At 51.7% G+C, this 21,268-nt stretch carries 18 protein-coding genes and 1 pseudogene; 4 read left to right on the top strand and 15 right to left on the bottom strand.

Translation table 11 applies throughout. The features are described 5' to 3' along the window. Positions 1–55: 55 nt before the first annotated feature. A complete protein-coding gene (locus PGL02S_RS14225; RefSeq protein WP_036638739.1) occupies positions 56–1,393 on the bottom strand; it encodes an MFS transporter in 1,338 nt (445 codons plus the stop codon). Positions 1,394–1,606: 213 nt separating this feature from the next. Here PGL02S_RS14225 and PGL02S_RS14220 point away from each other — a divergent pair, with 213 nt between their 5' ends. Continuing rightward, on the top strand, positions 1,607–2,074 hold the full coding sequence (locus PGL02S_RS14220) for a MarR family winged helix-turn-helix transcriptional regulator (RefSeq protein ID WP_036638737.1): 468 nt from the start codon (positions 1,607–1,609) through the stop codon (positions 2,072–2,074). Positions 2,075–2,152: 78 nt separating this feature from the next. On the opposite strand, the gene PGL02S_RS14215 is transcribed toward PGL02S_RS14220, so the two are convergent. The 13 genes and pseudogenes from PGL02S_RS14215 to PGL02S_RS14160 all read right to left on the bottom strand — a co-directional run bounded on the left by PGL02S_RS14215 (position 2,153) and on the right by PGL02S_RS14160 (position 18,412). Continuing rightward, positions 2,153–3,208: a glycoside hydrolase family 53 protein gene (locus PGL02S_RS14215; protein WP_036638734.1), complete on the bottom strand. Its 1,056-nt coding sequence runs from the start codon at positions 3,206–3,208 to the stop codon at positions 2,153–2,155. A 291-nt stretch (positions 3,209–3,499) separates the two neighbouring features. Next, positions 3,500–5,572, bottom strand: coding sequence for a beta-galactosidase (locus tag PGL02S_RS14210; protein WP_036638731.1), 2,073 nt, complete (start codon positions 5,570–5,572; stop codon positions 3,500–3,502). 39 nt (positions 5,573–5,611) lie between these two features. Next, positions 5,612–6,490, bottom strand: a complete 879-nt coding sequence (locus tag PGL02S_RS14205) for a carbohydrate ABC transporter permease (RefSeq protein WP_036638729.1) — start codon at positions 6,488–6,490, stop codon at positions 5,612–5,614. 21 nt (positions 6,491–6,511) lie between these two features. Further along, positions 6,512–7,402, bottom strand: coding sequence for an ABC transporter permease (locus PGL02S_RS14200; RefSeq protein ID WP_006208175.1), 891 nt, complete (start codon positions 7,400–7,402; stop codon positions 6,512–6,514). A 172-nt stretch (positions 7,403–7,574) separates the two neighbouring features. After that, positions 7,575–9,266, bottom strand: coding sequence for a type 2 periplasmic-binding domain-containing protein (locus tag PGL02S_RS14195; protein WP_006208174.1), 1,692 nt, complete (start codon positions 9,264–9,266; stop codon positions 7,575–7,577). Positions 9,267–9,363: 97 nt separating this feature from the next. Then, positions 9,364–11,004: a response regulator gene (locus PGL02S_RS14190; protein ID WP_173937121.1), complete on the bottom strand. Its 1,641-nt coding sequence runs from the start codon at positions 11,002–11,004 to the stop codon at positions 9,364–9,366. Next, positions 10,982–12,766, bottom strand: a complete 1,785-nt coding sequence (locus tag PGL02S_RS14185) for a sensor histidine kinase (protein ID WP_036638727.1) — start codon at positions 12,764–12,766, stop codon at positions 10,982–10,984. The genes PGL02S_RS14190 and PGL02S_RS14185 overlap by 23 nt, the downstream gene beginning before the upstream one ends. A 320-nt stretch (positions 12,767–13,086) precedes the next feature. Next, positions 13,087–14,610 (bottom strand): MDR family MFS transporter, encoded by a 1,524-nt coding sequence (locus PGL02S_RS14180; protein ID WP_036638724.1) that lies wholly within the window; start codon positions 14,608–14,610, stop codon positions 13,087–13,089. Between the two features lie 193 nt (positions 14,611–14,803). Next, a complete protein-coding gene (locus tag PGL02S_RS28800; protein WP_235187334.1) occupies positions 14,804–15,685 on the bottom strand; it encodes an energy-coupling factor ABC transporter ATP-binding protein in 882 nt (293 codons plus the stop codon). 210 nt (positions 15,686–15,895) lie between these two features. Then, a pseudogene (locus PGL02S_RS28795) lies at positions 15,896–16,354 on the bottom strand (energy-coupling factor ABC transporter ATP-binding protein); the annotation flags it as partial. 4 nt (positions 16,355–16,358) lie between these two features. Beyond that, positions 16,359–16,889 (bottom strand): ECF transporter S component, encoded by a 531-nt coding sequence (locus PGL02S_RS14170; RefSeq protein ID WP_051449151.1) that lies wholly within the window; start codon positions 16,887–16,889, stop codon positions 16,359–16,361. Positions 16,890–17,070: 181 nt separating this feature from the next. Beyond that, positions 17,071–17,829, bottom strand: a complete 759-nt coding sequence (locus tag PGL02S_RS14165; RefSeq protein ID WP_036638720.1) for an energy-coupling factor transporter transmembrane component T family protein — start codon at positions 17,827–17,829, stop codon at positions 17,071–17,073. A gap of 1 nt (position 17,830) precedes the next feature. Then, positions 17,831–18,412, bottom strand: coding sequence for a GNAT family N-acetyltransferase (locus tag PGL02S_RS14160; RefSeq protein ID WP_036638719.1), 582 nt, complete (start codon positions 18,410–18,412; stop codon positions 17,831–17,833). A 173-nt stretch (positions 18,413–18,585) separates the two neighbouring features. Between PGL02S_RS14160 and PGL02S_RS14155 the strand changes: the two genes are divergently transcribed. Then, a complete protein-coding gene (locus tag PGL02S_RS14155; protein ID WP_235187333.1) occupies positions 18,586–19,653 on the top strand; it encodes an alpha/beta hydrolase in 1,068 nt (355 codons plus the stop codon). A gap of 129 nt (positions 19,654–19,782) precedes the next feature. Here PGL02S_RS14155 and PGL02S_RS14150 read toward each other — a convergent pair whose 3' ends face one another. Then, positions 19,783–20,088 (bottom strand): hypothetical protein, encoded by a 306-nt coding sequence (locus tag PGL02S_RS14150; RefSeq protein WP_006208165.1) that lies wholly within the window; start codon positions 20,086–20,088, stop codon positions 19,783–19,785. 182 nt (positions 20,089–20,270) lie between these two features. Between PGL02S_RS14150 and PGL02S_RS14145 the strand changes: the two genes are divergently transcribed. Next, positions 20,271–20,756: a GAF domain-containing protein gene (locus PGL02S_RS14145; protein WP_006208164.1), complete on the top strand. Its 486-nt coding sequence runs from the start codon at positions 20,271–20,273 to the stop codon at positions 20,754–20,756. Positions 20,757–20,832: 76 nt separating this feature from the next. Next, a complete protein-coding gene (locus PGL02S_RS14140) occupies positions 20,833–21,195 on the top strand; it encodes a hypothetical protein (protein ID WP_006208163.1) in 363 nt (120 codons plus the stop codon). Positions 21,196–21,268 lie beyond the last annotated feature (73 nt).

Raw genomic sequence — 21,268 nt, 5'->3', positions numbered from 1 at the left:
TTATTACGCAGATGGACAAGGATTAGTTGCAAGCACCGAAACTTTCTTTGTGGTTTTACATTGTCGAGGATTCAGGTACCATAGGGACTGCGTTCAAGGAGGCAGAGGCTTCGTCCTTTCTTTCAATCCTTCCCTTGAACAGGAGCAGTACGCCTCCCACTGCAGCAGTTCCGAGTCCTGCAACAATATATGTTGGAACAGCGCCGATTCCCGTGATAAGCGCACCACCGATAGTAGGTCCGACAATGGCCGCGCCGCTTGTAAGGCTGTTGACCGTTCCGAATACACGGCTGGTCATATGCTCCGGCGTTCTTTTCATGAGCAGCATCTGGAAAGGAACCAGCACGAATCCTCCACCAGCGCCCGCCAGAAAGAATGAACCGAACAGCACCACGCTCTGCAGCAGATGCGGCATCTTTGTCACTACAACTACGGCACATACGGCGAAGACCAGACCGGCTGCGGTAGCGCCGGCGCCCATCTTGGCAAGAGTGCTCCAGCTCAGCTTGCGGACAAACATGGCTGCGATTAAAGTACCTAAACCGCTGGCGGAAATACAGTAACCCAGCAGATCCTCCGATACATTAGGAATCAGCCGGAACAGGGTCACGATCTGGGAGTCGGCCATCTGCAGCACCAGCACTACTGCACATATCGTAACAACTCCTCCCAGCAGCAGGGGGATGCCATAAATCAATTGCACCCCTTCACCGATCTCCTTCAAAAAGGATTTCTTCTCGCCCTGACCAACCCGCACTCCATGGTGCGACTCCCCGGTCAGGCCTTCTTGTTTAACGATCTTTCGGCCTGGAACACCGAGCAGAAGCAGCGCCGATACCACAAAAGCGCCTGCATCAATGATGAAGCATAACTGTATGCCGAACAGAGCCATCAGCAATCCGCCCAAGGACGGCCCGATAATTTTGGACATTTGCTCAATCGAAGAACTGATCGTAACCGCCTGATCGATATGCTTAGGATCTACAATTTCTTTAATTTTGCCGCTCTTGGCAGGAGAGAACAGAACATCCATCAGTCCCTTAACGATGAGCAGAACATAAATTTGAATTAAATTTCCCACCAACAAGACTCCCAGCAAAATGAAGACTCTCACAACATCCGAAATGACCATGATCTTTTTCCGGTCATACCGGTCGCCGATCCAGCCTGCTATCGGTCCTCCGATCAGAACAGGAAGCGCCATGCATAACGTCATAGCGGTAATTTCCCATGGCGCGGCTTGCCACTTCAATCCGACAAGCGTCAGGAGCGCGATGATATACAGCCATTCGCCCATGTTGGACACCAGCTGAGACCCCATCAACAACATATAGTTCCGATTGCGGAGCAGCGGTTTAAATCCCTCTGATTCTACGGTTTGTACTTGATTCATTCTCCCACCCTTTTCTTCCCATTCGAATAATTTCATTATAGAATCGGCATTCAGGGAACGTATCAGGCTTAAGGCGTAGTTGATACCGGAGCTGGAGAATGAAAATGTTTCGGCAGCATTGTGACAAATCACATGTTGAAATTGTTCATTAAAGCGTAATCTTAGATTTGAAGTAATTCAGGACATGAGTCCATATCAAAGGCGGGAGAATGTATGAAGGTATTACATGATCGCGATACACAGCTTGCTATGCACCTGTATCGGGTGTTTGCCAAGTCATTCAAGAGCGTCAACGAACATGTCGTGAATGGCAGCAAAATCGAAGGCTTTAACCCCACCTCTTTTGCCGTAATGGAGGTGCTGTTCTACAAAGGCCGCCAGCCTATCCAGCAGATCGGGGCACAGCTGCTTCTGCAAAGCGGAAATGTCACCTATGTGGTTGATAAGCTGGTCGCAAAAGGATATGTTCGCCGCAGGCCCTGTCCCGAGGACAGGAGAGTCATCTACGCCGAACTGACTACTACCGGAGAGCAATTGATGCAGAAGCTGTACCCCATACATGAGCGGCACATCCAGCATGCGCTTGGCGGACTGAACGAAGAAGAGAAGCAGCAGCTAATCGGCCTTCTCGCCAAAATGGGAAAACATGCGGAACTGGCGCAATTGATCGTACGACAGTAAGTGCAAAACGAAGAGAAGAACCCTCCTCCTTGACTTCGGAATCAGGGTTCTTCTTATTGAAATCGATTTTAGCTATACTCAGTCTTTGAATCCCTCCAGTGCGAGGGTCGGTTTCCCGTCCGCCTGCCAGGCCCCCTTGTTATAACCCGCATTGTAACCCGGCGCAGCTTCCGGTTCCCAATAAAACACTCCAAGTCCCGTTCCTCCCGATAATCCGCGCACTTTGGTTTTAATGGTCTGAATAAAACTCTTGGCAGCCGCCGGCTGGCTGTAATCCATGCCGATTTCACTGATCATGATGCTTTTTCCATACCTAGCGGTCATGTCTTTGGCATTGGTGATGGTCTGATCCACCTTCGTTGACCAGTCGCCCGCTTCCGGGTACAGTGACATGCCGATAATATCAAAGTTCGCACCGTTACTGATCAAGCCGCCGATGTTCCATTTGAACAATTCATTATCGTAGCCGTTGGATAAGTGGACTATGGTCTTGGTCGAGCTACTGACGGACTTAACCGCATTATGCCCCGAGTTGACAAGCCATGCATAATTTTTCATGTTCACCGAAGCTTTGCCGTCCTCCCATAACATTCCGTTGTTGGTTTCGTTGCCAACCTGTACCCAATCCGGCGTCACGCCCTTATTCTTCATGGTGTTCATCACGTACACGGTGTGGGAATAGACCGCATCCATCAGCTGCTGGAAGGTGAAGCTGCGCCAGGCATACGGCTTGTTCTGCTGCCCCGGGTCGGCCCAGGAATCGCTGTAATGCAGCGTGAGCATAATGCTCATGCCTTTGTTCTTGGCACGCAGAGCCAGCTCAGCCGCTTTTTCCGCATTCATATAACCGTTCATGTAATCATTCATATTGGGATTGACCCAGACTCGAATCCGCGCAGAATTAATCTGGTAATCATTCTTCAAAATGTCGAGAATATCGCGCTGAATCCCATTCTTATCCTTCCATTTATACCCCTGAGCCTCCATGCCGGTGACCCAGCTGATATCGGCTCCTTTGGCAAAAGCCGTCGCCGCCTCAGCCGAGCCGTTACCCGTGAAACCGAATGATAACGCAAGCATCGATAGACAAAGAAACATCCTGAACAGAACTCCTTTCGTATCCCCGGTCATCATCATACCCCCTTCGTTATTCGTTCACTGCGCAGTGACCCCCCTATTGTAAGCGCTACCCAAACAAAGCCACAGGGCATAATCCCAACATTTCCGGTGCTTTTTCAAGTAAAATAAAATCAGTCCATAGAGGCTGACTGGTCGAAACCTCTTCGGACCGTACGGGCTTCCAACATGAGATGCATCACATGCCGATATCGCCGTGGACGAAAATATAAATAAAACAGGTGCCAGCATGCCGACACCTGCCATATTAAGGTGATACGCTTGATGATCTAATTGAATTAAGGTTTATTAACCATTCACTTTGCGCGTAATCACCTTCACGCCATAAGGCGCCAGTTCTAGCTCCGCACCCACTGCCTCGCCTGAGACCAGATCGCTGTACCGAGCCCCATCCAATGCAACCTGCCTTGGCTCGTTCGAGAAGTTCATTATAAAAATATAATCCGACTCTCCATCTGTGCGAATGGATGAGCTTACGCAGGAAGGCAGCTTCGCGGCCAATGCCCGCCGAACGGCGGTCTGTTCAACGAGTTCCTTGTAGAAATCCGAATGAAAAGGCTCCTTGTTGCGGGAAGCGATATAATAGGCTCGACCCTTCCCAAGCTGATTGACCGTCAACGCCGGGCGCCCGGCATAAAAATCAGATCGGTAAACGGCCAGCGCTTCGGCCGTCTCCAGATGAATCAAATCGCACAGCTCAGCGGCATCATACGCTTCCGCCAAGCCAAGTCCACCGCCGGCATTCGTCACAATCCCATTGACATCATGATCATGCAGGGCGTCGATTTCCTCCGACCATATACCAAGCGTCTTTCGGAGCGGACCGGGAAAACCGCCCAGGAAACAAAGATCATTCTCGTCCACGATGCCGGACCAGTACGTAGCAACAAACGTGCCGCCCGCCTCCACAAATTGGTGAATCCTTTCGCCCACTCCCGGCCGGACCATATACAGCATCGGCGCGACCAGCAGCTTGTAAGGAGCAAAATCCTGCTCCATATCAATGACATCAAGAGGAACTCCCTGCTCCCACAATGCCCGGTAATGCGCCTGCACGGTGTCCTCATATTTGACCCCCATGTTCCGCGGACCCTGCGCATCGTTGATCGCCCAGCGATTCTCCCAGTCAAAAATGATCGCGGCTTCGGCTGGAACGCCCGTTCCTACAACAGCATTCATCTTCTTGAGTATCTCTCCGACCTCAGCCACATCATGGAACACCCGCGTGTGTTCGTGACCGACATGATCCACGACAGCGCCGTGCAGCTTCTCGCTTGATCCCCTGCTCTTGCGCCATTGAAAATATTGCACGGTGTCCGATCCATGAGCGATGGCTTGCATGGAGGACAGGAGATGCATTCCCGGCCGCTTCAGCTTGCTCACCTGCTGCCAGTTCGTAAGACTCGGCGTGCTCTCCATCAGCATCCATGGCTGTCCGCCTTTGATCGAACGAATGATATCATGCATCATGGCAACACGGGCCGCCTGAGCGGCATCATCCCCGCCACGATCATGCCAGGTCGGATAGCTGTCCCAGGATACCACATCCAGCAAATCGGCAAACTTCCAGTAATTCAGCCCTTCAAAATACTCCATCAGGTTGGTTGTAACCGGAAGGGAGGAATTGATCCTGCGGAGTGGCTCAATCTCATGCCGGATGAAATCGGCCGTCTGATGCGTTACAAACCGTCTCCAGTCCAGGTTCATTCCGTGAACCTGCGTCTCTCCATGAGGCGCCGGGGATTCGATCTGGCTCCATTTCGTAATCGTATGGCTCCAGAATGCGGTCCACCAGACATGATTCAACTCATCCAGTGTTCCGTACTTATCGTGAAGCCAGGTCCGGAATGCCTCCTGGCAATAATCGCAATGGCAATCGCCGCCAAACTCATTGGATATATGCCAGCCGATGACCGCAGGATGATGGCCGTACCGCTCCGCAAGCTTCATGTTGATCGTATGAACCTTCTCCCGGTATACAGGCGAAGTATAACAATGATTATGCCGGAAGCCGTGCAGGTTCCGAACGCGCCCTTCGCTTACGCGCAGCACCTCCGGGTACTTCTCCGACATCCAGGCCGGTCTTGCGCCGCTTGGCGTAGCCAGAAAAGCGTAAATGCCATTGGCCGCAAAACGGTCCAATACACCGTCAAGCCAGTCGAACGTAAATACCCCCTCCTCCGGCTCCAATGAAACCCAAGAGAATATACCAACGGACATCACATTGCAGTTCGCCAGCTTCATTAGCCTGATGTCCTCTTCCAGCACTTCGGGATAACGGAGCCACTGCTCCGGATTATAATCTGCGCCATGCAGCATATGCGGAACGCGCGGGCTGATCGGATCAAACATTTGCTTCATGTTACGAGAACCTCCTGTTTCCTGATATGATCTCAACTCTTATTCTTTGACAGAACCCAGCGTCATTCCTTTAACGAAAAAGCGCTGCAAAAACGGATACACCAGCAGGATTGGCGCTGCGCCGATAAATATCTGCGCGGCATTCACCGTTGTCTGGGACAACATCTCCATCTCCTTTGGGCTCATGCTCATTGAGCTCATGTCCCGCTGAATAATGACTGTCTGCAGGAAGGTAGCCAATGGGAAGTCCTTGGCGTTGTTGATATACAGCAGCCCGTCAAACCATGAGTTCCAATGGAACACCATGCTGAACAGCGCAATGGTTGCAATCGAAGGCAGCGAGATTGGCAAAAAGATTTTAAACAGCGTTTTGAAATGACCCGCTCCATCAATCAAAGCCGCTTCCTCCAGCTCTTTCGGGATCCCCCGGAAAAAGTTCAGCATCAGAATCACCAGGAAGGTATTCACGGTGCTCGGCAGCACCAGCACCCAGAACGAATTGATTAATCCCAGCTTCTGAATCACGATATAGAACGGCACCAGCCCGCCGTTGAACACCATGCTGAACACAAACAGCCAGGAATAAATGCTGCGGCTGCGGAAGACTCGGTTGTCCTTGGACAGCGGATACGCGGCCAGAAACGTTACGGCGAGTGTCAGAGCGGTTCCCAATACAGTGCGGGCAATGGAAACCCAGATCGAGTGCAGAAATGCCGGGTTGTTAATCGTTTTCTTATAAGCCTCAAGTGAAAAATCGACTGGCCATAAACCCACCAGACTGGCATCAGCAGCTGCTTTGGAGCTGAATGAAATCGCCAGCACATGAAGCAGCGGAATGATGCAGAGAATGGCCAGCGAGACAAGCAGGCACGTGTTAAACACATTGAATATCCGGTAGTGCATCGTTTTATGGTACATGGCTCTCCCTCTTTCACGTAACTAGAATATACGGTACCCCGCCCACTTGTAGGCCAGACGATAGGATACGAGAATCAGGGCCATACTGATGACCGATTTAAACAATCCAATAGCCGTTCCGAACCCCATCTCCCCGTTCAAAATAGCCGTCCGGTACACAAACGTATCAATGATATCGCCTTTTTCGTACACCAGCGGGTTGTACAGGTTGAAGATTTGATCAAAGCCGGCATTCAAAATGTTGCCAAGCGCCAATGTTCCGACAACGATCGTGATCGGGATCATCGAAGGGATGGTAATATGCAGCGTTTGTTTCAAACGATTGGCCCCATCCATTTCCGCCGCTTCATACAAAGTCGGGCTAACACCTGCCAGTGCAGCCAGGAACACAATCGTGTTGTAGCCAAACTCCTTCCATACATCTGACACAATCACCGTGAATCGGAACCAGTTATTGTCGCCGAGAAAAAAGACCGGGTCCAATCCAACCGCCGCCAGAATCCGATTGACAAAACCGTCCACAGCCAGCATTTCGATCAGAATGCCGCCCAGTATGACCCAGGACAGGAAGTGAGGCAGATAAACCATCGTCTGAATGCTCCGCTGAAGCGCTGTTTTGCGAATTTCATTCAGCAGAATGGCAAATACAAACGGGATGAGCAGATTGAACACAATTTTCATCACCGCGATGACCAATGTGTTCCATATGACCTGCATGCTGTCCTGTCGTTCGAACAAATAGCGGAAGTTATCTAAGCCCACCCACGCAGAGCCGCCAACGCCTTCCCACGGCTTATAGTCCTGAAAGGCCATAATGATGCCGCCCATCGGCAAATAACTGAACAAGAACAGACAGATCAGGGCCGGCAGCAGCATAACGTGGAAAGGCCATGTTTTTTTTATCCTCTTCATCCAAGATCCTCCCGTTAAATCAATCTACCTCCTGATTATAGGGCCCGTCCCAAGAGCTGTAGTAGCCCACAAAACCAATATTCATGGCACGATATCAATCAGTTTGGGAAGGGTCCCTCATTGAAAAAAGGACGGCCTTGGCAGGCCGCCCTTCATACAGATCAGATATAAACTATTTCACGCTTTGATACCAGTCGTTAACCTCTTTCGTAATCTGTTCACCGCCCCCGGCTTTCCACGTCTCCACGAATTGATCAAACGATTCAACAGGCTGCTTGCCGTAAATAATTTCGTTCAGCGTCTGGTTCTCGATCTTTGTCAGGTAATCCCATTTCGACTTCATCGTTGCCGTGACGGGTCCCGTAAACATGTCTTTCTTGGAGATCTCCTCTTGGGATAGCAGCACCTCCGCGGCGGCTGGAGTATCCTTGCCGTAGTTTACCGCTACATCCTTCTCCAGTCGGCTCTCCGGCTTCCCGCCTTTTGCCAGCTTCAGAAGCGCCTTCATCTGCTCATCGGGAATCCGGGCTCCGTCACGGACCAGCAAGTAGCGGACAACGTTGACGTAACCGCCTTGGATTTCATCATTCGGCACCATTTCGCCGTTTGCATCAAGTTCAAAATCATAACCCTCGAACAGACCATTGGCAAATTCGCCACCTTCCTTGGACACGGCAAAGTTATCAAACAGATAGTTCTGATACGTAAAGAACGCTTCCGGATGCTCCATGTCTTTATGGATCAGCGTAACGCCATTCGTATACTGTGTTCCATGACGCATCGCCGTACCGTCCGGCCCCGTCGGAATCTGCACCGGCTTCCAGACGGCCTCCGGCGCATTTTTCACCGTATCCAGCAGCGGCCAGCCGCTCATCCAATAAGGCCCCGGAATAATCCCGGCGGTTCCGGCTACTGCCGGCTCCGCTGTCTTGTTCTCATCCCACAGCGCGGCTTCCTTCGGAATATACCCTTTATTCATCCACTCGTTCAGCTTGCTCAAGCCTTGCTTCATGCTTGCGTTGACCGAGCCGTACTCCAAACTGCCGTCCTCGGCCACGTTCCACTGCTGCGGCAGCGTTCCGTAAGCGCCGAATATCCAGGACGGATCTCCCATCCAAGTGTTCATGGACGTCTTAAAGCCAATGCTGAGCGGTGTGACTTTATCCGGGGCAAGCCCCGACGGATTCTGGTTCTTGAAGGCATCCATCACTTTCTCAAGTTCATCCATCGTCTTCGGTGCACCCATGCCCAGCTTGTCCAGCCAATCCTGCCGGATCCATAACACGTAGTCATGATTATAGGCAAAGTCCAGCACCGGGATACCCATGCGTTTTCCGTCCCGGCTGTATTGATTCCACACGTTGGAATCCAGACTCATCGCGCTCTTCCAATTGTCCGATGCATACTGGTCAAACCATGTCCCCACCTCAGCAAACATACCGGAATCGATTAAATCCTGAGCCAGCTGCTGATTCTCCGTTCCGAGCGTTACAATATCCGGCATTTCCTGTCCGGAAGACATCGCCAGACGCAGCTTGGTTGCAAAAGCGCCATTGGTGTCCGTAATGGACCACAGCGATTTGATGTTAATGCCAAACTTCTCTTTGGCCCACTTCGTGGCCACGTTGTTCTCAATGGTTTCCCCATTCTTGAATTGCAGCGTCGGATCGACGCCCCATACCGTCGTAATCGTAACTTCAGGATCATATTTGTCTTTGTAGACGTTTTCAGTTTTGGGTTCGGCAGGCTGTGCTGCTTCCGATTTCGGCTCACTGCCACCGCCCGAGCATCCCGCCAGCGTTCCGGCAAGCAAGATAGACGCGGCCAGGGTTGGCAGCAGCCAATTCTTCCTTCTATCACTCATATCTAAATCCCCCTTCTACCACCTTATGGATTACATGTTTAATTATAGAGGGGAGCGCATAAGCATCCTATGTCACGAATCGAACATTTCTGCACCTTTAGCAACATCCTTGATCCCTGTATTCGTTCGGGGTCATCCCGTAATGCTTGCGGAACATTTTACTGAAATATTGCGGATTCTGATAGCCCAGCTCTGCGGTAATTTCGTAAATCTTCTTGTTTGTATGCTTCAGCAGGTATACTGCCCGCTCCATCCTTTTCCGAATGATATAGTCACCGAGGCCCTCACCGGTCTCGCTTTTATAAATTTTGGATAAATACACCGGATGCAGGTATACCCGGTCCGCAATCGTTTTGACGGACAGATCATGACCACAATCGGTAGTCACCATCTCCTGCACCTGTTTGATAATATGGCTTTTGCTCGTTGTCTCCTGTTCGGAGGAAATAGCCTGAAGTTTATTCAGCATATCAAGCGACCAGGACCGCAGCTTGGTAGCCGACTGAACAACCTGCTGAATATAGAGCGGGTCCCAGCCTGCCTGGTCCAGCTGGTGGATATAATATCCCTGCTTGTGGGCCATGTACATATAGGCATTCGTAACTGACAAAAAAATCTCGTACAACGCGCTCTGTCCGATGAAGGCGGTTTCAAGTTCCACGAAGAGCTGTTCTATTTTCTCCCGGGCGGAGTCCCACTGTCTCGTCTCCAGAAGATGGAGCAGACTGGGCGGCTTCATGAAGGAATGGGTGGCATGGGGGACCGAGTCGCGCCGACTTCCGTCGTTGTCAGCAGCGAAACGAATCGCTTCATGGTCCCCGCTCCCTCCTATATAAAGTGAGCTTAGCCCTGTCCGATAAACGCCTGCCAGCTCGCTCGGAAAATCAAAGCACCCCGATACGAGAACAGAAATGCCGCCTTTCAAATAACTTCCTACATCTTGCTGAAACTGGGTCACATACCGCTTTATCACATCGGAAGCAGCAGGCCCATCCGTCCCTTCTGATAGGAGTTCTGTCTTTAATTGTGCCAGCAGAATCATCCCGCTGTGCGGGGTCTTGCTCGGCCACACGCGAAACAGCTCCGCAAACACCTCTTCGGCGATGTTCCCGATGGCATATTCCATCAGACTGATCGAATGATCGTCCATGCCGGTGAACTTCGGTCCAAGCTGGATCAGCAGCATGGTGGTCCTCTGATCGGTTCCAAGAGGGATTTCATATTCACGAAGCTTGTGGTCAATCACATGCCGCGGCATCTCGTGTCCCAGCAAGAGATCATGCATCAGACTGGTTCTCAGAATCCCGATATCCGATTTACGACTGTACCTAAGCTGTTGGTATTCTCCAAGCTCCTTCCGCTCCTCCCGGATCGACTCCAGCGCTGATTGCACACTTCGCATGAATTCGCCATCGTCCACCGGTTTTAAAATATAGTCCGATGCGTTCAGCCGAATCGCCTGCTTCGCATATTCAAAATCGGAGTATCCCGTCAATAGAATACAGCGGATATGAGTCCACCTCCCGGCAATGGTCTCTATCAGCTCCAAGCCGGTCATGACCGGCATACGAATATCGGTGACGACCACATCAATGTCCTGCTCCTCCAGCAGATCAATCGCCTCCAGGGCAGATGAAGCCTGATAGACTTGTCGTATATTCAGCTCACGCCATGGAATCGTCTGAAATAAACTCTCCGTAACGTAACTCTCGTCATCAACCAATAAGAGATTCATCATTTTCATGCCCCCTGCCCTGGCTTATACTGCCATGTGATTGCGGTATTGGCCAATAGAGAATGGCCCGTACGCCGCCTTGAGGAGATGCCATGAATCGCAATCCGGCATTCTCTCCGTAACGCAGCCGCATCCGCTGGTGAACATTCCAGACGCCGCAGCCCATTTCTTGATCCATCGGCTTGTTTAACCGCTCCTCGATGTCGGACAGCTTCTGTCCATTCATCCCGATCCCGTTATCATCGACCAGAATGCAAGCCATACCGTCCATACTCTGAAAGGTTATCCCGATTTCGCCTTCGCCGGAATGGGGTTCAATGCCATGCAGCACGGCATTCTCCACTAACGGCTGAATGACCAGCGGCGGAATTTCAGAGTGGCCCGCTCCCTCAGTCAAAGCGACATAATAACGGAGCCGCTTCATCCGCATCTGCTGAATCTCCAGATAATGAGTAACAAATTCCAGCTCATCCGACAAGGGGACGAGCTCCCTCTCCTGACGCGTGGTATAGCGGAAATACCGGGACAGATTATGCGACATCGCCACCACGGCTTCGTATTTCTGAAGTTTGGCCATGCTGGTAATAAATGAGAAGCAGTTATAGAAGAAATGAGGATTGATCTGCGACTGCAGCTGCTTCAGCTTCGCTTCCCTGACGTGGATTTTCTCCATATATACATGCTCAAACAGCTCCTGGATCTGCTCCACCATCGAGTTGAACCTTGCAGCCAGAAAACTGAATTCGTTTCTGCCCGAAACTTTCACCCTTACCCCGTAATCACCGGCTTGCAACCTGCGAAACACATATACCAGCTGCTTGATCGGTACCTGAACCTGAGAGTACAGCAAATACGCAGCGAGGCAGCTCATCAGAAGCAACGCGCTGATCGAGATATAAAAGAGCCTGTTTGACGTAAGGATAGGCTTCATGATGTCCGATAGCGGGATATAATCAATCAAATACCAGCCGGTCGTTTCCGACAATACGATGCTGACCGAGTAGGTTTTGCCGTCTACTTCCTTCACACGATTCTCTACATCCTGGAGCGGCTCGCTGCCAAGCTCCGCAATCATCTGATGGATCAGCTCTTGATCCGCGGTTCGGTTATAAATCACGCCCGAAGCCGGTTTATAGTAGAACGGATCGCTCCTTCCGTCACTCTTGAAGCGGTCCAGCATATCCTGGATGTTGGTGCTGTCGAATTCAACCTTGATGATGGTATTTGACTTCCCTGTATGCTGCTGAGTGGAATAGGGTGCCACCGAATACCACACGAACAGAAACCGCTGATCGGTCCCCTCCTGATAAGGAGTCACCTGCCAGCCCGGCTTCACGTCCTGCGCTAGCTCCTCCGGCGAGTAGAATCCGGCATCACTCTCTGTGACCACCCGCCCGAGAGACGGGGAATAGATGGCCAGATGGCTTCGCCAGTTTGATGAACTCTCCTGTATGCTCAGCTTGGTCTGGATCTGCTTCACCAGATTGATCGCGTCCAGATTCAAATACTTGTCCTGCAGATAAATATCCCGAAAGCTGGTGATGTCCGGGTCATGCAGCAGTAAATTCGGCCATGATGCCAGAATATCGATGTTCGTGTTCACCTGATTCTGAAAGAAGACAAGCTGGTTCGTATTCGATTGGCTGAGCTCATCGCTGAGCACATTCGTAGTGGTTTGATTGGAATAAAAATAAAGACCGACAATCGGGATTAACATCAGGAAGATAAACAGAATGATTTTTCGGAACAGATTAAATCTGGACATGCTGCGGCAGCCCCTTGGTTTATGTAGTATGAGGAGTTCTTATTATAGCGAAATATGTTTATTATATCGGAGTTCCGTCTGGGCCGAATAGGGTATTAATGCAATATTTCGGGCACTTTCGAAGGGTTTGGTCATGAAGAGAGACTAGTGTTGAAAAAGCGCAGCTTTTGATGGTCCACAGCCATCCAAGCATGCCCGAACCACGCATCGTGCGCACAAGGAGAAGTGCGTACGATGTACAATACAAAACAAGGGACCCCTGCGTCCAAAAGGCAGGGGTCCTGTTATTCTTCTATATCATGAGTTAATAAAATGAATGCTTAAGATTTCACGGAAGGCTGCGCTTCTCCCGTCCCTTCCTCCGGCTCAGGAGGAGCATTGCGGAAGGCGGCCACGATAAACAAACAGATCACGGCCATTACGGCCATCACCACAAACAGCGAGTTCAGACTGCCCTCCAGTATTCCGCTCAGCAGACCGCCTGACCCTTCAGGCAGTTCAGCGATTCCATGCGGAGAGAGCAATTTGTTAATGTCGTCGCTGGTAATGCCTGCAGCATCCGGTTCCGCCGCAAGTCTGCCCGCAATTCCCGCGTTGACCCATAATCCGAACACCGCTACGCCCACGGTCTGACCGAACGTCCGAATGAAGGAGTTCAGCGCCGTGGACGCTCCCCGAACCTGATAACCCACCGAGGATTGTGCAATGATCTGGAACAAAGTCGAGATGTATCCGAAGCCGACGCCATAAATGAAAGTAAAGACCAGCAGCACGCCCAGCGCCGTATCCTTATGCATATAAGCCAATCCCACCGCTCCGATCATTAGGAATACGACACCGATAATCGCCGTTTTCCGGGAGCCGGATTTAACGATCAAACGGCCGCTGATAATCGAACCGATGAGCCATCCGATCGACATCGGTGCCAGCGTCAGGCCCGACAAGGTTGCATTGCCGCCTCGAACGCCTTGAATCCACAGCGGCAAATACGTGGTCAACCCGATGATAAGCGCACTGACCAGAATGTTGGCCACCGTCGATACCGTAATATCCCTGATCTTAAACAGATGGAGCGGCAGCATCGGTTCCTTCACCTTGCTCTCCACCACCAGGAATGCAAGCAGCAGCACCACGGAGCCGATGATCAGACTGAGCATAAATGGAGAAGTCCAGGAATAGGTCTCTCCGCCACCTACCGCGAGCGCAAATAACAGCGCCGTCATCCCCACGGTAAACAGAGCTGCTCCCCCGTAATCAATCGACACCTCGCGGGTGGTCCGTTCCTCTTTGAAATAACGGAAAATCAGCCATATCGATAACAGCGCAAACGGTACATTAAAGACAAAGATCCAGTGCCAGGACAGGTAATCGACAAAATACCCGCCAAGCAGCGGACCAATCAAGGAGGATATTCCCCATACGGAGCTGATCATCCCCTGAATTTTTCCACGCTCCTCCAGATTGTAAATATCCCCGACAATCGTGAAGGTCACCGGAATGACGGCGCCCGCCCCGATCCCTTGGATCGCTCTAAAAATAATAAGCTGCGTCATGTTCTGGGACAGACCGCACAGCAGCGAACCTGCCAGAAAGATTAGCGAGCCGTATAGAAATACAGGCTTGCGTCCGTATAAATCACTAATTTTGCCGAAGATCGGCGTTGTCACAGCCATCGTTAACAGATAGGCCGTAAATATCCAGCTCATCAGGCTCACACTGCCGAAGCTGCTAATAATGGCTGGACCAGCCGGTCCGACAACCGTGCCTTCAATCGCAGCCATAAAGGTGGATAACAGAATCCCGACCAATATGTAACTGCGTTTATCCTGTTTCAGTACGTTCACGTTCCTTACTCCCCTTTACTTTAGACAGCCCCTGCCGAAGCAGGCATTTTATTGGATAACTTGAAAGATATATGCCAAAATCGGGGCTCATAGCATAAAAAGCGCCTACCTGATATCAGGAGCGCTTCCACATCATGTAATATTTCTATTATAAAGGTTACCTCGTAGTATGCACAGTCACATTTTACCGTTCCTATAGATGAATGAACGATGTGGCATGTTCCTTTATGAGCTCGGGATCGTGAGTAATCATGAGTATGGCCGATCCTTCTTCCAACATATGCTGGCAAAGGCCAATCACCCGGTCGATGGCGGCATAGTCCATCCCCGAGGTTGGTTCATCTAATATATACAAAGCCCGCGGAAGCATCAATTGGCTGATCACACTCAGAAGACGCTTCTCTCCCTGACTGAGCAGATAAGGGGACATGTGAAGCCGGTCCGTCAGCCCAGCCTTCTCCAACAGGAACCCGGCCCGCTCTTGCTCGGCAGCCGACAACTCCCGTCGTTTCTTCACGGGTACCCCTCCATGAAGGCTGTATATCAGTTCCTCCCATACGTTGGGGGCAGTAAACATATATTCGGGCTGCTGGAACACGTAACCGATCTGCTCGGCCCTGCGGTACACGGCCATGCCCTTGATATCTTCCCCCTGCCAACGTATACTGCCTGCTGGAGCTGGCAGCAGTCCCATGATCAGGCGGCTGAGGGTTGTTTTGCCCGACCCGTTCTCACCGGTCAGCAGCACCCAGTCGCCGGGGTATATCTTGGCATGGATGCCGTGCAGCGCTTCCCGGCCCCCGGGATAGGCAAATGTTAGCGAATCGACCTCAAGCAATGGGGAGGCGGCAGACTCCCTCGCGCCTTCTGCATGGGGTACCGCGGCAGGAACGGAACCTGCGGCGATCGGCTTGCCCGCATGGCGTTCAGCCGAATGCGGGGGAGTTGCCGCCGGGACAGGTTTGTCCCCGGCGGCGGTACCCGCTGCCTCGCCTGCGGGACGAGGCAGCAAGCCCAGCTGCGCCAGCTGCTCCCCGCAGCAGCGCAGCAGCTCCTCCGGCGGCCCGTCGAGCACGACGGTCCCGCCGTCCAGGACGATGACGCGCTGCGCGGCGCGCGCGGCATCGTCAAAGCGGCCGGACGCGGTAATGAGCGTCCGGCCCTCCGCCTGCAGCGTGAAGCACAGCTGCAGGAAGTTCGCCTGCGCCGCGGCGTCCAGGCTCGCGCAGGCGTCGTCGAAGACGTAGAGCCGCGGCCGCAGCGCCAGCACCGCGGCAATGGCCGTGCGCTGCCGCTGTCCGCCGGACAGGCGGCGCACCGGGTCCAGCCGGCGGTCAAGCAGCCGGACCGCGGCAAGGGACTGTGCCACCCGCTCCTCAATCTCCGCCGGTGATACCCGCATGTTTTCAGGACCGAAGGCCGCTTCGTCCTCTACGATGCCCTGCACAAGCTGCGCATCCGGGTCCTGAAACAACACCCCAACCGCCTCCGCTATGCTAGCAATCGGCGCCGCTGCGGGATCGGTGCCATCGAGCAGCACCTCCCCTTCTCTCGTGCCCCCGCCGCTGCGCGGAAGGAGACCGCACAGCAGCTGGCACAGCGTAGATTTGCCGCTGCCGCTTGCTCCGATGATCGCCACCCGTTGGTTGCGCGCTATCTCCAGATTGATATCTTGTATAACCGGCTGTTCTTCTCCATCATAAAGAAAACCCAGTTTCCGGCATGTTATCGTTGTTCCTGACATCCGTTTATCCCTTCGTTGAGGCGGCAAACCGGCGAAGCAGCCCCGTCTTCACTAAAGCCTCTCCCAAAACTTTGGTTACCAAACCACAGAGCAACACACCGCTGAGAATCCGCACAACGAGCGCGATCCCAAGCACTTCAAGCGGCCAGGATGTATACCCGAACATATTGGCTGCGAACAGGAACCACAGCGGAACCATGGCTCCGCCAACCAGCATGAGGACGCCCGCGCTCCATTTTTGATAACGGAAGATCGCAAATATCGTCTCTGCCACAATCATATAACAAGCAGCAGCCACGAAACAGGAAGGAATGCCGTACACCGTTCCCGTCAGAGCCTGTATCGTGCCGCCAATGGCAAAGGTGACAACCGCTGTTCCCGGTTTGCGAATGATGTAATAAGCCAAGAGACCATAGATCATATAGATTCCGGTTGTAGTCGAAGTTGCAATGGGTCCTCCAAGACTGTTCAACAGCTTGTTGACCGGCCCTATGTATATCGTAAGAACGGCATTAACAGCGGCAAGCATCGCCATCAGGATAATTTCCTGGGTAGTAAAAGCAAACCATTTTTTCTGGGATGATGATGAATTCAAGTGGAGTCCTCCTTAATTCCAGTCATGAATGACTGTACTTGCGTTCGAATGCTTCATTATCATATTTTGCATCCTTCTGCCCTTATCGTCAACTCGGTTTTTGATATATCCGGTTAACAATTTAAACAATCCACCACAGCCACACCGTTGCAAGCACATAAATCACAGCCGATACGGCCGCCCATGAAGGTATGTTAACCTCCGTTCGGTACGTTCGGTCCGGATACGCCCCAAACCCCTTGGATTCCATGGCTCCCGCTGTTTGCTGCACACGTCGCAGCGCATTGAGCAAGACTGCCGATACAAACTTTAATCCATAACTTATGCGGCTTCCTAATCCCTTCGGCGGACGATGTCCCCTAACCTGCTGGGCAGCCAGAATATGGTTTCCCTCTTCCTCCAACAGCGGAATGAACGTGAGGGCAGCCGATATGCCGAATGCAAACCGATAAGGGACCCGAAGACGCCGGGTCAACTCCGCCACCAGCTCCCTGGGGTCTGTTGTAATGATGTACGCCATGGAGGTCAGGAACAGCGTAAACATTCTCAGGGTCATGGCCCCTGCAGCATTCAGCGCTTCTATGGTCACCGATACCGATCCCCATTGCAGCCACACGGTCTCCCCTTGAACGGTCAGACTGGTCAGAATAAAATAAGGCACCGCAACGATGGCAATCAGCCGAATGCCTCCCAGCAGCTGCCTTCCTGACATATGTCCAGCATATCGGGCTTGTCCGATACAGAGAAGCAGAAAAACCGCCTGCTGCCAGGCCTGGTCAAGCAGCATCGCAATCACGGCTGTACAGAACAATATCACGAGCTTGCTTAAAGGATCATATCGATGAAGAAGCGAGCTGCCCTTCTCATATTGAATCAACACGTCACCACTCCTGCCTTTCCCTTGCCTTAAGCCAATCTTGCCTAAGCAGTGAAAACACTGCTGCATCCACATAACCGCTGGACGTATGCCGGTACTCCCGCAGCACGCCCTCGCGCATATAACCGATCTTTGCAAACCAACGGCATGCCCGCTCGTTTCGGGGATCCACAAAGGCTTCGATCCGGTTTAGCCCCATGGATGAATATCCGAAGTCAGCTGCCAGTTTCGCCGCTTCCGACATGAAGCCTTGCCCCCAATAAGAACGGGTCAGCTCGCAGCCGAATTCAGCCCGAAACGCACCCTTGAGCTGCCAAATATTAAATCCACAGCTGCCAATCAGCTCCCCGGTTTCGATGATTTCGACTCCCCAGCGGATGGCTTCATCCTGCTCGGCAAGCCGAAACAGCCATTGAATCAATGCCTTCGCATCCTCAGCTGAATGCATGACCGGCAAATCCAGATAAGCCGTGGTGGCCGAATCCGACCAACAGCGGAACATCGCTTCCGCATCTTCTGCTGTCATCCTTCGCAGCCGTATTTGCCTACCTTCCAGTTCAGGAATATTTCCTTCACAAATGTACATGGATCTGAGGTCCCCCCTTACAAAAAAACTGACTTGTATCCGCTGTTTCCGGTGATACTATCTATGTGTATAAATGAGTATAACGAAAAATCCGATCCGTTCCTGGTCATCCATTAGCATCCTAGTGGCTGGATGTTTATATATTGATGGATTCGGGAGGCTTCCGTCAATATGTGTTGCACAGCCCCCTGTACAGTACGGAAGAAGGAGGAAGTCATCTGAGTATGTATATCGCGATTGTATTGCTGTTAACCATCGTTATGGTCGCCGCTGCCATTACCCAAATCGGATATCTGCAGATTACGCGGATGAGAGTGAAGAATGATCTCAAACTGTTCACGGTGCTGGAAAAAGCCGGACTTTACAGCAGGGAGCGATATGAATCCCTTCGAAAGAGTGAAGTGGCTATCACCAGCTTTGACGGATTGAAGCTGTGCGGAGCTGCCATAGAAAACAACCCCGGTTCCAAGCACTGGATGATCCTCGTGCACGGTTATACCGGCTCCCGAGCAGTTTCCACCCAATTCATTGATCTGTTCACGGAGGAGGGCTACAACGTACTCCTCATTGATCAGCGCCGGCATGGACGAAGTGAAGGACGATATACCACCTACGGTTATTATGAGAAACACGACGTGCAGGCATGGGTTCGCTGGATCACTCAGCAGTATGGGCAGGACGTGGCCATCGGGCTGCATGGCCAATCTCTGGGGGGTGGAACCGTACTGGAATATCTGTCTATCGCCGAGCCGCAGGTCAAACTCGTTATCGCCGATTGCCCGTATTCCGATTTGACAGATTTAATGCGACATCAGCTTACCCGCCTTAATAAAATCCCTTCCGTGCCATTTCTGTCGTGGGTGAATGCAAGGATTCGGCGCAAGGCCGGATTCAGCCTCGACCAGGTCAGTCCAATCCGCGCTGTTCGGAATAGCACACTTCCGGTCTTGTTTGTCCATGGCACCCAGGATCATTACGTACCGACCCGAATGAGCATCGAGATGTTCAAGGTTAAACCGGAACCGAAACAGCTGCTCCTTATTGAAGGAGCCATTCATGCCAACGCATACCATATCGACCCTGAGTTATACAGGGCAGGTGTACATGCTTTCCTTCGCAAGTATATAGGCCAACCCGTGAAGACATATCAACCGGAAGCCGCTCAAGTACCTCAGACGGAGGAAACTCCTCCCTTACATCCGTTTCAATTGGAGCTGGACGGTTCTCTTGAGACGATATAAATGGTTTGCTGCAGCTGAAGCATGGATACTGAACCGACAGCATAAAGAGCCCCCGCTCTAACGCACAGCACCTAGTGTTAGTCGGGGGCTTCTTTCTCATTATTCATCATTATTCATCATTATTCATGTTTATGCCATGGAATCTTCCTTCTTCGATTTTACCGGCTTGAGCACTTCTCCGCAGAGATCCTTAAGCTTACTTTGAATCTCCTTAAACTCTTCGATTCCGGCACCAGTCAAGCTGTAGCCCTCACCGTGTGCAGTCAGGAAATTCTCTTCCGTCAAACGTTCGAGCTCATGCTTAACCTCCCGATCGCCGACCTTATATCCTTGTCGCTCCAGTTCAGGCTGCATCTCACTTATCGTAAGGTCACGCTCGTGTGCGTGATAGAGCATATGAATCCCAATAAACAAATTTTGTACGTCTGCCCGCATTCGCTTTCTCTCCCTCCACCTGTTAAGTTGATACCTGGTCTTGTCATTCATTACCCTTGCACCCTGACGGGGAATCAGCCGTCTGGCCGGATCAAGCTCCCCATACTCGTCCCTTGACGAATATCTTATACTTATACTATGGTGAATGAACTACGACGATATAATGGAAGGCGGAAATCAGCATGTTTCAAAATACACCTTATGAAGGCACCCGGAGCGAGCAATATGCCCAGGTCCTGAATCAGTTAAAAGCACTTATACACGATGAGCCAAACGCGATTGCCAATCTGTCTAATGCAGCCGCTCTGCTCAAACAGTTTCTGTCCGATACAAATTGGGCCGGATTCTATCTCTATGATGGCAAAGAGCTGGTGCTTGGCCCATTCCAGGGGCTGCCCGCATGCATTCGCATTCCGATGAATCGGGGAGTTTGCGGCACGGCTGCCGCTAAACAAACGACGCTGCTTGTAGACGATGTACACGAGTTTCCCGGACATATCGCCTGCGATGCTGCCTCGAACAGCGAGATTGTTGTCCCTATTATCGTAGAGGGTGCCTTGTATGGCGTTCTCGATATCGACAGCCCTCTGAAGAGCCGGTTCGATCAGGAGGACCAGCTATTCCTGGAGGAGTTCGTCCACATATTGGAAGCCCAGCTCACCTTATAAACAGGATGTTTTTGCGTATTCTTCCATACACTAACCAGGAGTTTGAATCCAACAATTCTTAGGAGGAATACAAGCAATGTATCAAATGAACAACAATAACTCACAAATTTCGCAGCAAATCCGTCAGTGTGAGCAAATTCTTCAACAGTTGACCCAGCAAACGCAGCAGGGCTCAGCCATGTACCAACAACTGCTGCAACAGGAACAGCAGAATGCAGCCCGTCTGGAGGAAATTGCTCAACGCGAACGTCAAGCAACTCAAATGATCCAATCCGCTCTGCAGGGCCATCAACAAGCCATGCAGCAGTACCAGCAAATCTCTCAGCTTGTCAAACAAGTGGAGCATACCGCGCAAGCTCACAATCAAACACAGCACATTCAGCCTTCCTTCGGGCAGCAGGGTTTCCCTAACATCCACCAAGGGCAAGGCTTTCAATAAGAACATCAAGAAGGGGTACCCACGATCTGGGTACCCCTTCTGCTGTTTCTGCCATGTGACAGCGACTCGCATG

The organism is Paenibacillus glucanolyticus NBRC 15330 (assembly GCF_004000885.1).
GTDB classification, from domain to species: Bacteria; Bacillota; Bacilli; order Paenibacillales; family Paenibacillaceae; genus Paenibacillus_AQ; species Paenibacillus_AQ glucanolyticus.
Note: the sequence above shows the minus strand (reverse complement) of the source record. Positions and strands in the feature narration are given on the sequence as shown.